This is a genomic window from Petrimonas sp. (genome assembly GCF_963921705.1).
Classification (GTDB): Bacteria; Bacteroidota; Bacteroidia; order Bacteroidales; family Dysgonomonadaceae; genus Petrimonas; species Petrimonas sulfuriphila.
Genome location: NZ_OY997410.1, coordinates 1,959,033 through 1,972,914, shown reverse-complemented (window position 1 = coordinate 1,972,914; position 13,882 = coordinate 1,959,033). Strand labels below are relative to the sequence as shown.

Below are 13,882 nucleotides of genomic sequence, written 5' to 3'. Positions count from 1 at the left end.
GTTTTTTATTGGCAATAAAATTTTCGGCAGGCATTGACTGCCTCAGCCAACGCAAATTTTCCCTAAAAAGAAAGCTGCGCTTTAACTATTCTCTTAAATAATGTTGTAAGCCAACTACTTTTACGATTTTTTATAATTTTAAGGGGATATGTTAAACAAAAAAGCCGTTTATTTGTTAAATTGATAACTAAAAACGATCTTTAATATTTTTAAATTTGTCAACTAAAAAAAACGGAGATAGGTAAAGCAAAAGTATGAAAAAATCGACTATCTGGTTGCTTGCAGTAGTTATGTTCGTAGCTTTCTTCTCGTTGCTATTCCTTCAGGTAAGATATATGAAAGCAAGTATGTCTGTGAGGGAGCAGCAATTTAACGAGATGGTGAAGAGAAGCCTTATTAATGTATCGAGAGATTTGGAACAGGAACAAACCCGGCGATACCTGGAGGAAGATATGCTGGAATCGGAAAACAGGTACTCTCAGTACAAACAGTCCGGATCTTCAACCAACATCGTTACCGAACAAACCCGGGCAACCATTACGAATCCCGATGGAAGTGAAACAAGGATTGAGCAGATCATTCAAAACCAAAGTTCAATAGACGAAATAGGAAGAGGGGGAGTATTTTTATCGCCACGGCACGGCGTGAACACGATCTCAAAAACTTCGTTTGACTTGCAACAATCGTTTTCAAAACGTTACCTGTACGAACAGGCGCTGATGAATGAGGTTATTTTAAAACTCCTGTACAGGGCAAGCAGCGATCCGATTGAGGAACGGATAAACTTTTACGATTTGGACAAATATATCCGGTCAGAGTTGCTAAACAGCGCTTTAAACGTTCCTTACAGTTTTCAGGTCATCGACTTCAACAACAGGATAGTTTATTCTTCACCCGGATTTTCAGCCAGGGATGAAAAATCAACCTATACTCAGATTCTGTTTCCAAACGATCCACCGTCGAGACTGAACTCGCTGAAAGTATATTTCCCAACAAAAAGGGACTTTGTGTACAGCGAACTCTCATTTTTTGTGCCCTCCATGATTTTTACGTTCATCCTTTTGGTTACGTTCATTTTTACGATTGTGAGTCTGTTCAGGCAAAAACGGCTGTCAGAAATGAAAAACGATTTTATCAACAACATGACTCACGAGCTTAAAACGCCCGTTTCAACCATCTCACTGGCATCACAAATGTTGAAGGACGAATCCATCACCAAATCGCCCGAAGTATTCAAACACGTGGCAGGTGTGATAAACGACGAAACAAAACGATTGAGTTTTCAGGTAGAAAAGGTACTGCAAATGTCGCTGTTCGATAAACAGAAAGCCACATTGAAAATTAAGGAAGTAGATCTGAATGATATCATTGTAAATGTGGCCAACACCCATATATTGAAGGTAGAAAAATTCAATGGAGAACTCGATATCGACCTGCAGGCAGAAAATACGATGGTCAATATCGACGAAATGCACTTTACCAACGTGCTCTTTAATCTGCTCGACAACGCACTGAAGTACAAAAGAGAAGATGTGCCGCCTGTATTGATGATTCGTACCCGGAATGAAGGAAATAAAGTCATTATATGGGTAGAAGATAACGGAATTGGGATAAAGAGAGAAGATGTGAAAAAGATATTTGACCGGTTTTATCGCGTTTCCACCGGAAACATTCACGACGTGAAAGGATTTGGATTGGGACTTGCTTACGTGAAGAAAATCGTAACCGACTTGGGAGGTTCAATTCGGGCAGAAAGCGAATTGGGCAAAGGAACAAAATTTTTAATAAGTTTACCCGTAATAACACAGAAATAAAATGGAAGAAAAATTAAAACTATTTTTATGCGAAGATGACGAAAATCTTGGCATGTTGCTCAGAGAATATCTGCAGGCAAAAGGATTTGAAACGGACCTTTTCCCCGATGGAGAAGCAGGTTTCAAGGGATTTGTGAAAACAAAGTACGACCTGTGCATTGTTGACGTAATGATGCCCAAGAAAGACGGTATCACGCTGGTAAAGGAAATCAGAAGCATCAACACCGAGATTCCCGTTATATTTTTGACGGCCAAAAACATGAAAGACGATGTGTTGGAAGGATTTAAAGCGGGTGCGGACGACTACATTACCAAGCCATTCAGCATGGAGGAACTGGTACTTCGCATCGAAGCCATCATCCGTCGTGTGAAAGGCAAAAAGTCAAAAGAACAGCAGATTTATAAATTCGGCGAAATGACTTTTGATACGCAAAAGCAAATTCTTTACATCGGAGACGAGCAAACCAAGCTCACAACGAAAGAATCGGAGCTGCTTTCCCTACTTTGCTCACATGCCAACGATATTCTGGAACGCAACCATGCGCTGAAACAGATCTGGGAGGAAGACACCTATTTCAACGCTCGCAGTATGGATGTGTATATCACTAAGTTGCGCAAATTACTGAAACCCGAATCGAACATCGAAATCATTAACATTCACGGCAAAGGATACAAACTTATTGTGCCCACCGAAGATGAAAACGAAAATGCTTGATCCCGAATGAAATACGAAAAAAAGCCGTTCTCAGGAACGGCTTTTTTTGTGCTCTTTCATCCAAAAACCGATGAATATAACTACCTTTGTAAAAAACTTGAAATGGTACACTCAATGACCGGCTACGGAAAAGCCGCTGTAGAACTTCCGCACAAGAAACTGACCATAGAGATTAAATCTCTGAACAGCAAACAGTTCGATTTATTCACCCGAATTCCAATGATTTACAGGGAAAAAGAAATCGGTTTGCGAAATTGGCTGTCGAAAGAACTGGAACGCGGTAAAATAGACCTGTCGTTTACGGTGGAACATATTTCAAAAGATGTTTCCGCCACTATCGATCACACGCTTTTAAAACAATATCACCAGGAAATAACCGCGCTGTCGCATGAACTCAATATCAGCCTCCCTCAGGATTGGTTCCAGACCTTGCTGCGTTTGCCCGATGTCATGAAACAGGACGCGGAAGAATTGAACGAGGAGGAATGGTCCATCATCGAAAAAACTATTCAAAAAGCAGTAAATGAACTGATCGGATTCCGGGTTCAGGAAGGAGAGATGCTTCGAAACCTGCTGGAGGAAAAAATAGAAAATATCCGCCAATTGCTACAGGAAATAGAACCCTACGAAAGTGAAAGGATCGAAAAAGTAAAATCACGCATTCACGACGGGCTGGCAACACTCGAAAACAAGGAATACGATACCAACCGGTTTGAGCAGGAAATGATTTATTACATCGAGAAGCTGGATGTGAACGAAGAGAAATCGCGCTTAACCAACCATTTGGATTATTTTATAGAAACACTGGACGAGAAAAAATCTCAAGGCAAAAAGCTGGGATTTATTGCACAGGAAATGGGACGCGAAATCAATACATTAGGCTCAAAATCAAACCATAGCGATATGCAGCGGATCGTAGTCCGGATGAAAGACGAACTGGAGCAAATAAAAGAACAGATATTGAATGTTTTATAGTTATGTCAAAACTAATTATATTTTCAGCACCATCGGGAGCAGGTAAATCCACCATCGTACGATACATGCTGGCACAGGATTTAAACTTGCAGTTTTCTATCTCGGCTACCAGCCGCTTACCGCGCGGTGAAGAAAAAAATGGCGTGGAGTATTTTTTTCTCACCCCCCAGGAATTTAAAAACAAGATTGCTGAAGGTGATTTTCTGGAATACGAGGAGGTCTATCCCGATAAATTCTACGGCACGTTAAAAAGTGAAGTAGACCGTATTCTCGCTGAAGGGAAAAACGTGGTTTTTGATATCGACTGTATCGGCGGGCTTAACGTAAAGCAAATATACGGAGACCGTGCATTGAGTATTTTTGTGATGCCACCGTCTGTACAGGTCCTCCGCGAACGACTGGAGAAACGCGGAACCGACTCTCCCGCAATCATTGAAGGGCGCCTGGCAAAAGCCGAATTTGAAATGAGCTATGCCTCCCGGTTCGACCTGATTGTCCTGAACGATGATTTCGACAGGGCAAAAGAAGAAGCATACAAAGCCATTAAAGCGTTTATAGAAAAGGATTAAGGTACGGAAAACCGGAAGTCAAAAGACAATAAACAAAAATCCGTATGAACCGCAGAAAATTAACAGCACTATTTATCGTCCTGCTCACTCCGCTTTTTCTTTATCCTGAGGAGATAAGGAAAGAAACCCGGATTTTCGCCGTAAAAGATCAGCAGGAACTGAAGATGGATATTTATTCTTCCTGTACCTCATCGGTATCCGCCCAGCCGTGCCTGCTGTTTGTTTTCGGGGGCGGGTTTAAGGAAGGAACACGCGATGCCGCACTGTACACCGATTACTTCCGTTATTTTGCAGACAAAGGCTTCCAGGTGGTTTCCATCGATTACCGGTTGGGAATGAAAGGGCAAAAAGCACCCGGCATATTCAATAACAAACCGTTGCAGCATGCTATTGCCATGGCAGTAGAGGATGTTTACTCCGCCACCAATTATTTGCTTCAGCATGCCGGTGAGTTGAATATCGACACTTCAAAAATTATCATCAGTGGTTCAAGTGCTGGCGCGATGACGGTTTTACAGGCAGATTACGAGAAGCGTGACCACCGGGAGACAACAAAAGTATTGCCGGATGGCTTCCAGTATGCCGGCGTGATTGCTTTCGCGGGATCAGTTTTCAGTAAAGAAGGGACTCCTTCCTACGACACGGCTCCCGCCCCCACCCTGTTTTTCCACGGAAGTAAAGACAAGCTGGTTCCCTACAACAAAACCCGGTTCTTTAAATTGGGCGTCTTTGGCTCAAAGTCTTTGGCAAAAAGGTTTAAGGAGCAGGGATACCCCTACACTTTTTACACCATGGAAGGTATCGGGCACGATGTGTCGGAATACCCCATGACAGAATTTCTACCGGAAATTGAGCAGTTTATCCGCAATTTTGTTTTCGATAAAAAACAGTGGATGCTCGAAATTTATTTGAAAGATAAGTTTCGCAAATCGGATACCTCGACTGATCCGGGAAGTTATTACAAATAAATCCCGAACGTTTCATATGCAAAAATTTCTGGAAAAATACCTGCTTCCGATAGCGATGATCATCGGGATAGTCTTTCACAACCTGTTGGCTATACTGTCGCCCATCACCCCGTATCTCCTTTCACTGATGCTTTTTATCACCTACTGTCGCATCTCCTGGAGCGATATACGGTTGACTAAATTCCATTATATTTTGCTGGCTATCCAATACATCGGAAGCGCATTGATCTATCTTGCCGTCAGGCCGTTCAATGAAACACTGGCACAGGCGGTCATGATTTGCGTACTTGCCCCTACAGCCACTTCGGCTCCGGTTGTTGCAAGCATCTTGGGTGGAAACATTGCTTCTGTTGCAGCGTTCTCCATGTTCAGTAATCTTTCCGTGGCCTTTGTAGCCCCGCTTTACCTGTCGCTGATTGGCCAGACGGGTAGTGAGGTTCCGTTTATCACTTCGTTTTGGTACATTTTCCGGAAAGTAGTTCCCATAATTGTTCTCCCCTTTTTCGTGGCCTTGTTTTTAAAGAAAGCATCGCCCGACCTCCACCGGAAAGTCCGCTCGGCGCAAATCGTTTCCTTTTATATCTGGGCGGCAGCCCTTACAGTAGTCATCGGGAACGTGGCCAATTTTGTAATTGCGCAAGACGATGGGAAATACACCCTTGAGATTGTTATCGGGCTCATATCATTAGCCGTTTGCCTATTGCAATTTGGAACAGGACGGATGATCGGGTCTAGATTTGACAGGACCATTGCCGGAGGGCAGGGATTGGGGCAAAAAAACACAATTCTTGCTATCTGGCTTACCCAAACCTATCTGAACCCGGTAGCATCACTCGGTCCCGGACTATACGTACTGTGGCAAAATTTGGTAAATTCCTACCAGATCTGGAGAAAAAATAAAAAAACGGAAAAACTGTTTTGAATAAAGCATTATCAGCCATGCAGTCTGAAAAACAAAAAAATCAAACGGAAACAGAAAAAAATCACTTATTGAAGCAAATCAGTTTCATAAAAGAGATTGACCAATTAAAATACATTCAACGTAAAACGAGACTGTTCAACAGCAACAGGCAGGAAAACGATGCTGAACACAGCTGGCACCTGGCCATGATGGCGCTTATCCTGGCAGAACATTCCGACAAGCCGGTTGATATGCTGAAAGTCCTGAAAATGGTGTTGATTCACGATATCGTGGAAATTGACGCAGGCGACACATTCATTTATGACACATCAAAAAATCACACCAATACACAGGAAGAGCTGGCTGCAGCCAAACGCATTTTCGGCCTGTTACCTGAAAAACAAGCCGAAGAATTCGTAGAAATATGGAAAGAATTCGAAGAAGGAACCAGTGATGAAGCAAAGTTTGCCAGATCGATGGACCGGCTCGAACCTTTGCTGCAAAACATCTCCAACAAGGGCGGGACGTGGGTGGAATTCAATGTGGATTACCGGAAAGTGTACGAAAAGAAAAAAGCCATTAAAGAAGGATCTGCCGCCCTCTGGAACTATGCGGAGAACTTGATAAACGACAGTGTAAAAGAAGGTATTCTTAAAAAAAATCCGTAAAAAAATGAACTTCAACCAAATATTCAACTTCCTGGTCCACCTGGAGGCCAACAACAACCGAAACTGGTTCAACGAACATAAAAGCGATTACAACCAGGCACGTGCATCGTTCGAAGCATTTGTCAACGCACTTATCGTGCCGCTCAGCCAGCTCGACCCGAGCATCGGAACGATAACTGCTAGTGAATGCATGTTCCGTATTTACCGGGATATTCGTTTCTCGAACGATAAAACACCCTACAAAACCCATTTCAGCGCTTTTATCGCCAATGGCGGAAGAAAAACCCGCATGGCCGGGTATTACGTCCACCTGCAACCCGACGAATCATTTATCGCCGGGGGTATTTATGCTCCCGACCCTACCGTGCTGGAATCTATACGGAACTCGATCTATCAACATCCGGAAGAGATACGCAGGATTTTGGACGACAAACGGTTTTGTGAACTTTTCCCCGCCCTCTCGAACGAGGAAAAGCTCAAAAACCCGCCCAAAGGGTATCCGAAGGATTTCAAGGAGGTTGAGCTGTTGAAAAACAAACACTTTGTGACGCACCGGGCACTCGACAATGAATTTTTCGAGAAGGCGGATGTCATTGGACGGTTGATGGAATTATTCAAAGTGCAGTATCCGTTCAACGATTTCCTAAACAGAGCAGTACACTAAAAGCTTCATTTCAAATACTTGGCCAGAAACCCCATCATCGCACCGTAAAAATCCATCCGGTTCTCCTCCCGGTAGAATCCGTGTCCTTCATTGTACTTCACCATGTAAGGTACATACAGGCCTTTGGCCCGCAACGCAGTAACAATCTGGTCGGATTCGTTGATGTTCACTCTCGGGTCATTCGCCCCCTGCACCACAAAAACCGGACGGATGATCTTGTCGGTTTGGTAAATCGGCGAAACCTCCCGGGCAATTTTTGCCTCTTCGGGATTATCCAGGTCGTACCAAATCTCTTTAGCCATCTCTGTAAGTGGTTTCCAGTACTCGGGAAAAGAGGCAAAAAATGTTTCTATATTGGAAATCCCAACGTAGTCCACGCCACACGTGTAGAGACCGGGAGTCTTGACCAACCCCATCAAGGTGGCGTAACCGCCGTGGCTACCTCCGTAAATGGCAACTTTAGCAGGATCCACCCATCCTTGGCCGATCACATACTTCACGCCATCCTCCACATCGTCCATTACCTTCCGGCCGATTTGCTTGAAGCCGTTACGCAGAAATTCCTTCCCGTATCCGCCCGATATTCGGAAATTAACCTGCAACGTGGCATACCCACGACTGGCAAAAAGTTGGGCCTCCGGATTAAAGCCCCACGAATCACGGACTCCCTGCGGACCGCCATGCGGATTCACTACCAAAGGGACTTTTTCTCCTTCCAGCGCTGCCTTCGGCAAGGTAATGTATCCGTGTAACGTAAGTCCGTCACGGCTTTTAAAAGTGATCGGCTTCATTTCCGCCATGTCGTCGGGATCGAGCTGGGGCATCAGGTCGTACAGCAGGCTGAATTCTCCGGTCCGGACATCGTACTCGTAGTACTTCCCATACACCCTGTCGCTTTGTACCACAATAAGGAACTTCGTTTCATCGTCGTCAAAGTCAGTCACGTAATATTCCACGTCCTTGAATTCGTTAGCCATCTTCCTGGAAAAATCTTTAAAGAACGTGCTCTGGGGCAGAATCACGTATTTTTCTCCCTCGTATGCAAAGTAATCGATTTCGTAATTCCTCTTCCGCGAAAGCCTCATCCCCGAGACATCAAAATGGGGATTGGAAAATATTTTTTTGATTACCTCGTTTTGTTTCAGGTCGTACAGCACAATTTCCGTTTTGTCGGAATCAAGGTTTGTCATCACATACGCATCATCCGGATGGTTACTCGCATAATTAAAGCTCATGATCCCGAAGGTGTCGTCCCACTTCATTTTCTTCAGCAAAGTAAACTTCCCCGACTGTAAGTCTTTGTAATAATATTCCATTTCAACACCGTTCACCATTTTGGTGTAGCCGCGCAAAGTGCCGTCTTTGTCAAAATCATATCCCTGAATGGGGTTGGCCGGATCGTTATTCTCAAAAAGCTTCTCCAGAGCTCCGGTGTTTACATTCAATTTATAGGGTTCAAAAACCTGTTTGTTGTCTTTGTTCATCGAGATGATGATGTAATCTTTCTGGTCTTTCAATTCATTCAACATCATCGCTCTTACCCCTTCAAAGGGAGTCAGGTCCATCAGGTTGCTACCGTCGGTATTTGCCGCATAAATATGGTAGTTCTCGTTGCCGCCCTTATCCATGACAAATATCAAACGGCTGTCGTTTACCCACCCGTAACCCTTAATAGGCTCCTCCTTCTCTTCAATGGCCCGGGTGACCTTGCCGGTGGCGATCTCTTTTATATACACGTGATTTTTCAACCCATCCTTCTCCATATACGACAAATATTTGCCGTTCGGCGAAAGCTGAAAAGAAGAGGCTTTCGGCTTGGCGAAATAATCCTCCACCCTGTATTTGTAATCTCCCTTGTCGGATAGCTTCAAGGCTTGCAGTTCCTCTTCGGACGAAACCAAGGACGTAATTCCAGGTAGCTTGCTCTCAAATCTTTTTAAGGTCAGCGGCAACGACATTCCGGCTTGTTCGTAATTTCCAACGATGCTGTCGCCTTGTAGTGCTCCGTTATAGATGATTTGCGCCGCCGATACTCCCAGCTTAATTGTTTTTCCGTCAGTTTCCACCTTGTCCACCGGAATTCCCGTTGCGCCCTGCACGGGCACATCCAGCGTGCCGGAATAACTTCCGTTTTCTTCGGCCAGATGAAAAATAAGATCGAGGTTCATTCCTTGAACCGATAAGGTTCCCTTCCAGTCTCCTGAAACACTTTGTGCATTTACACCCATAAAAACAACAGTTGTTAAGGCAATGATGATGCCCGTTTTTTTAAATAGATTCATGATACTTGGTTTTTACTATAAAACAATCGATCAAATAAATTGTTTTGGACACAGGAACCACGTATTATAGTTCCACTGCGGATAATTCCGCCAAAGCCTGCTCGTAATCGCGCTCAACTACCAACGCTTGTATAACGGCATCGTAATAATACCCGATCTCCATCAGGTAATCCAGCAAGGAAATTTCTCCGCTGTCCAGCGCTTTTTTCAGGAGCGCGTCGTTCCTGTTTTCCGTTATCGACCGGCGAAGTTCCAATGCGTTTTGCTGCAATATCGATGCTTTATGGTAAAGGCCCTGCAGCCGGGTATAGAACTGTAGCCGGGTATCCTCCAGTGCCGTTTCCGAAGCCTTTACCCGGGCCTGTGCATGCTGTTGCCTGTTCTTGTTCTCCCAAAGCGGGATGGAGACTCCCAGCGTAATACCCCGGAATTGCTCTCCAACCACTGTTTCACTCATATACCCGGTTGTGAACTTAGGCAACGACAAGGCACGGCTCAGCTTTACCTGTTCCTTTCCTATATTGACTTCTCCCTTTACGTATTGCAATACGGGATTCTTCGCTTCCGCGTTCGAATACCATTCTTCGAAATCTGCAGGAAGTACCGGAGGAGTGAACTCATCCTGTGTAAAAAAGATTTCCTTTCCGCCGTTCATTCTTTTCAGTTCAGCCAGCAAAGCTACCTGTTCAGCCTCTACCTTTGCCCGTTCGGTTTGTATGGCGGTCAGGTTCAGCTTGGCCTTATTGTACTCGAGAATATCCGCATCACCCTTATCCAACCTGATGCGGTAAGTGTCCGCAATCCTTTGTGCATTCTCCAGGCGTATCCCATATTCTTTTGCCAGGGCATTGTAATGCACCAGATCAATACAGGTTTGCTTGGCTTGAAGCAACAAGCGAGTTCGTTCTGCCTTGTAAGCGAGATCGGCATTCCTGCTTTGCAGGTCGCCAATGTTTCTGCGATGGCCGTAAGCCGTTGGGAAATCAAAGGACTGAGTAACCGCAAGATCGGTACGACGGCCGATAGCCGCGGGATTTCCCCAAAGGTAATTGAATTCAACTTCCGGATTAGAGATATAGATCCCGGTACGGTTTTCGATTTTCTGCGCTTCCGTTTGTTCCCGTAATGCAGCCAAGGTGATATTATTTGTTTCAATACGCTGCAAAACAGCGGCATATCTATCTTGGGCAAGAGCCACAAAAGGAGCAATATAAAGGATGATAAAAATAAAAGCTTTCATTTTTTTCTTTTTTTCTCTATTGTTTCATACACGATGGGAACAATAAATATATTCAGGATAGTGGAGGTAAGCAAACCGCCCAGCACAACTACAGCCATGGGGCTTTGGATTTCATTTCCGGGTTTCCCACCCTGAAAAACAAGGGGTACAAGAGCCAGAGCAGCCGTGAGCGCAGTCATCAGAATGGGGTTAAGACGATCGGTGGAACCGTGCAACACCCTTTGGTGAAGAGGCTCCCCATCCTGCTGCATGTGCTGATACCTCGATATCAGCAAGATTCCATTTCGCGTGGCAATACCAAAAAGGGTAATAAAACCGATGATGGACGGTATGCTGATAACACCGGAAGTAAAAAACACAGCCAGGACCCCACCAATCAATGCCAGCGGAAGGTTGAGCAAAACGATGGCCGAGAGAGTCAGGTCCTTGAATTCTCCGTACAGCAGCAAGAAGATGACACAAACTGCCAGAAGCGATGCAATCAATAACGTGCGTGTAGCGTTTGCCGCTGTCTCAAACTGCCCACCGTACTCAATCCTATAGCCTTCGGGCAAGACGACATTCTCCTCAATGTTTTGCCGGATATCATCCACCACACTTTTCAAGTCGCGTCCCGACGTATTTGCGGAAACGACAATCTTGCGCTGCACATTTTCACGCGAAATACTGCTTGGGCCGCCAACTGAAACAATATCGGCAATCTCTTCCAGCGGCACTTTGCGGCCGCTGCCCACATCAATCAACGCCGAACGGACCCGGTCTATACTTTCGGTGTAGTTCCCGTTCAGCCGCAAGATCAGCTCAAAGCTACGCTGCCCTTCGTAAATATCGGCTAACTTCTCCCCGGCAAAGGCCAGTTCCACAAACCGGTTAAAGTCTTCTACCGAGATACCGTACTTCGAGAGCATTCCCCTGTTAGCCCTCAGTTGCAGTTGTGGCGTCTCCGTCTGTTGCTCCACCGAAACATCCACCAAGCCGTCAATCCCTTTTATCGAGTGTTGAATCTGGTTGCCCAGCATAAACAAATCGCTCAGGTCGGTACCGAAAAGTTTTATGGCTATGCTTGCCCGCGTTCCCGAGAGCATATGATCAATGCGGTGTCCGAGCGGTTGTCCCACGGTCACCGCCATTCCGGGGACAGCCGCCAACACGTTGCGGACCTCCTTCATAAACTCCTCGTTGCTCCTTTTTGTCAATCTGAACTGCACATCAATCTCGGAGCTGTTGCTCGTCTGCGAATGTTCGTCCAGTTCACCACGTCCGGTACGGCGTGCAGTGCTGGCCACCTCCGGGATCTTCAGCAACTCTGTTTCCATCAGGTCTCCCAACCGGTTGGTTTCCTCCAGCGAAACTCCGGGTTTGGTCACTGCCGTTATTACCAGGGCTCCCTCGTTAAATTCCGGCAAGAAACTTCGCCCCATGGTAAAGAACAAGCCAACCGAAACCAGAAACAAGCCAATCGTAGGATAAAGCACCTTCTTCTTGTTCCGGAGCACCCATTCGAGTGATTTTTCATAAAGGCTTGTCAGCCTGACCGTCAGCCAGCTGTCTGCTTTGTTTTTATCCAGGTACTTTTCGTTGGAGAGCAACAGTTTGCACATCAGCGGAGTGACTGTCATGGCGACAATCAACGACATAAACAGCGCGACGATAAATGCAACACCAAGCGGTTTCAGCATACGTCCTTCCATTCCGGTAAGGAAGAACAACGGAATAAAGGCCACCATAATAATCAATGTCGCATTAAGAATGGATGCGCGAATTTCAATGGACGCGTTCAACACAATATCGAATACCGGCCTCCTCTCTTCCCGGGGCTTTCGATGGTTTTGTCTTAACCGCTTATACACGTTCTCCACATCAATAATGGCATCATCCACCAGTGAACCGATGGCAATAGTCATTCCTCCCAATGTCATCGTGTTGATGTTCATCCCCAGAAAGTGCAGGACGATAACCGTTCCGAACAATGAAAGCGGGATGGCCACGATGGAGATGATCGTCGTGCGAAAACTCGCTAAAAAAAGAAAAAGGATGACAACCACAAACAGCGCTCCTTCTAACATAGCGCTCCCCACATTTCTGACAGATGATTCAATAAAATCGGCCTGACGGAATATCCGGGTATTCATAACCACATCCCGAGGCAACGACTTTCCAATCTCCCCCAGGTTCTTTTCAATATTTTCAGTTACTTTTAACGTGTTGATGTTGGGTTGTTTGGAAACGGCTATTATCACAGCAGGTTCAGCATTCTCGGAAGCGTATCCGTACTTCACCGCGCTCCCGATCACTACCTCTGCCACATCAGACACTACAACGGGCCGGTTGTTCACGGTTTTAATGTGCGTGTTCCCCAGTTCCTCCAGGTCGTTGGAACGGGCCATTCCTCGAATCATGTATTCGTTTCCAAAGTCGCGGACAACACCTCCCGATGAGTTAGCGCTAAAACTTCTCCCGGCCTGAGCCAGTTCATTCATGCTCACTCCCAGAAAATCCATCTTCTGCGGATCGGCCAGGAGCTGGTACTGCTTGTAATCCCCTCCAATAATCGTAACCTGTGAGACGCCTCCCGTCGCCAGGATTGCCGGCTTCACCACCCACTCCGCCAACGTACGCAATTCCATCTGCGAGGTGCTGTCAGACTTCAATCCGATAAAAAGGATTTCGCCCATAATACTCGACTGTGGGGCGAGTACCGGAACAATACCTTCGGGCAATACGCTGCCCAACGTAACCATTTTCTCGCTCACCACCTGGCGCGCTTTAAAAATATCGGCACCCCAGTCAAATTCAACCCAGACAAAGGAGTATCCCTGCATCGACGCCGAGCGTACGCGGCGTACGTTGGTAGCACCGTTTACGGAAGTTTCAATGTGAAAAGTCACCAAACGCTCAACCTCTTCGGCAGACATGCCGTGGGCATCCGTCATAACAGCAACAGTAGGGGCAGTCAGATCAGGGAACACATCCACATCCATCTTCTGGACCGTGAATAAACCGCCCACAATGAGAAGAACCGCACCCAACAACACAAAAAGCTTGTTATTGAGTGAATAGTTTATTATCTTATTCAGCATAATTCA

The 13,882-nt window shown here is 45.6% G+C and carries 11 protein-coding genes; 8 read left to right on the top strand and 3 right to left on the bottom strand.

Features of this window, described 5'->3' with window-relative positions:
• The first annotated feature begins 254 nt into the window (after positions 1–254).
• The 8 genes from AACM02_RS08105 (at position 255) to AACM02_RS08070 (ending at position 7,274) form a co-directional block, all read left to right on the top strand.
• Positions 255–1,814, top strand: coding sequence for a HAMP domain-containing sensor histidine kinase (locus tag AACM02_RS08105; RefSeq protein WP_339116642.1), 1,560 nt, complete (start codon positions 255–257; stop codon positions 1,812–1,814).
• 1 nt (position 1,815) lies between these two features.
• Positions 1,816–2,529, top strand: coding sequence for a response regulator transcription factor (locus AACM02_RS08100; RefSeq protein WP_214063106.1), 714 nt, complete (start codon positions 1,816–1,818; stop codon positions 2,527–2,529).
• A 102-nt stretch (positions 2,530–2,631) separates the two neighbouring features.
• The gene (locus AACM02_RS08095; RefSeq protein WP_214063105.1) at positions 2,632–3,504 is read left to right on the top strand and encodes a YicC/YloC family endoribonuclease; all 873 of its coding nucleotides are present in this window, start codon (positions 2,632–2,634) and stop codon (positions 3,502–3,504) included.
• A 2-nt stretch (positions 3,505–3,506) separates the two neighbouring features.
• Complete coding sequence (gene gmk / locus AACM02_RS08090) at positions 3,507–4,073, top strand: guanylate kinase (protein ID WP_332457219.1); 567 nt, start codon at positions 3,507–3,509, stop codon at positions 4,071–4,073.
• Between the two features lie 44 nt (positions 4,074–4,117).
• Positions 4,118–5,041, top strand: coding sequence for an alpha/beta hydrolase (locus AACM02_RS08085; RefSeq protein ID WP_339116641.1), 924 nt, complete (start codon positions 4,118–4,120; stop codon positions 5,039–5,041).
• 16 nt (positions 5,042–5,057) lie between these two features.
• Positions 5,058–5,963, top strand: coding sequence for a bile acid:sodium symporter family protein (locus tag AACM02_RS08080; RefSeq protein ID WP_339116640.1), 906 nt, complete (start codon positions 5,058–5,060; stop codon positions 5,961–5,963).
• Positions 5,960–6,610: an HD domain-containing protein gene (locus tag AACM02_RS08075; RefSeq protein ID WP_339116639.1), complete on the top strand. Its 651-nt coding sequence runs from the start codon at positions 5,960–5,962 to the stop codon at positions 6,608–6,610. Before AACM02_RS08080 ends, AACM02_RS08075 begins: the two co-directional genes overlap by 4 nt.
• A gap of 4 nt (positions 6,611–6,614) precedes the next feature.
• Positions 6,615–7,274, top strand: a complete 660-nt coding sequence (locus AACM02_RS08070; RefSeq protein ID WP_339116638.1) for a DUF2461 domain-containing protein — start codon at positions 6,615–6,617, stop codon at positions 7,272–7,274.
• Positions 7,275–7,279: 5 nt separating this feature from the next.
• Here the strand turns inward: AACM02_RS08070 and AACM02_RS08065 are convergent, their stop codons facing one another.
• The 3 genes from AACM02_RS08065 to AACM02_RS08055 form a co-directional block, all read right to left on the bottom strand.
• Positions 7,280–9,556, bottom strand: coding sequence for a S9 family peptidase (locus AACM02_RS08065; RefSeq protein WP_339116637.1), 2,277 nt, complete (start codon positions 9,554–9,556; stop codon positions 7,280–7,282).
• Positions 9,557–9,620: 64 nt separating this feature from the next.
• On the bottom strand, positions 9,621–10,796 hold the full coding sequence (locus AACM02_RS08060; protein WP_339116636.1) for a TolC family protein: 1,176 nt from the start codon (positions 10,794–10,796) through the stop codon (positions 9,621–9,623).
• Positions 10,793–13,876 (bottom strand): efflux RND transporter permease subunit, encoded by a 3,084-nt coding sequence (locus AACM02_RS08055; RefSeq protein ID WP_339116635.1) that lies wholly within the window; start codon positions 13,874–13,876, stop codon positions 10,793–10,795. Before AACM02_RS08055 ends, AACM02_RS08060 begins: the two co-directional genes overlap by 4 nt.
• Between the last annotated feature and the right edge of the window lie 6 nt (positions 13,877–13,882).

Coding starts and splice junctions, on each gene's coding strand:
- AACM02_RS08105 (WP_339116642.1), top strand. CDS start 255: ATGAAAAAATCGACTATCTGGTTGCTTGCAGTAGTTATGTTCGTAGCT.
- AACM02_RS08100 (WP_214063106.1), top strand. CDS start 1,816: ATGGAAGAAAAATTAAAACTATTTTTATGCGAAGATGACGAAAATCTT.
- AACM02_RS08095 (WP_214063105.1), top strand. CDS start 2,632: ATGGTACACTCAATGACCGGCTACGGAAAAGCCGCTGTAGAACTTCCG.
- gmk (WP_332457219.1), top strand. CDS start 3,507: ATGTCAAAACTAATTATATTTTCAGCACCATCGGGAGCAGGTAAATCC.
- AACM02_RS08085 (WP_339116641.1), top strand. CDS start 4,118: ATGAACCGCAGAAAATTAACAGCACTATTTATCGTCCTGCTCACTCCG.
- AACM02_RS08080 (WP_339116640.1), top strand. CDS start 5,058: ATGCAAAAATTTCTGGAAAAATACCTGCTTCCGATAGCGATGATCATC.
- AACM02_RS08070 (WP_339116638.1), top strand. CDS start 6,615: ATGAACTTCAACCAAATATTCAACTTCCTGGTCCACCTGGAGGCCAAC.
- AACM02_RS08065 (WP_339116637.1), bottom strand. CDS start 9,556: ATGAATCTATTTAAAAAAACGGGCATCATCATTGCCTTAACAACTGTT.
- AACM02_RS08060 (WP_339116636.1), bottom strand. CDS start 10,796: ATGAAAGCTTTTATTTTTATCATCCTTTATATTGCTCCTTTTGTGGCT.
- AACM02_RS08055 (WP_339116635.1), bottom strand. CDS start 13,876: ATGCTGAATAAGATAATAAACTATTCACTCAATAACAAGCTTTTTGTG.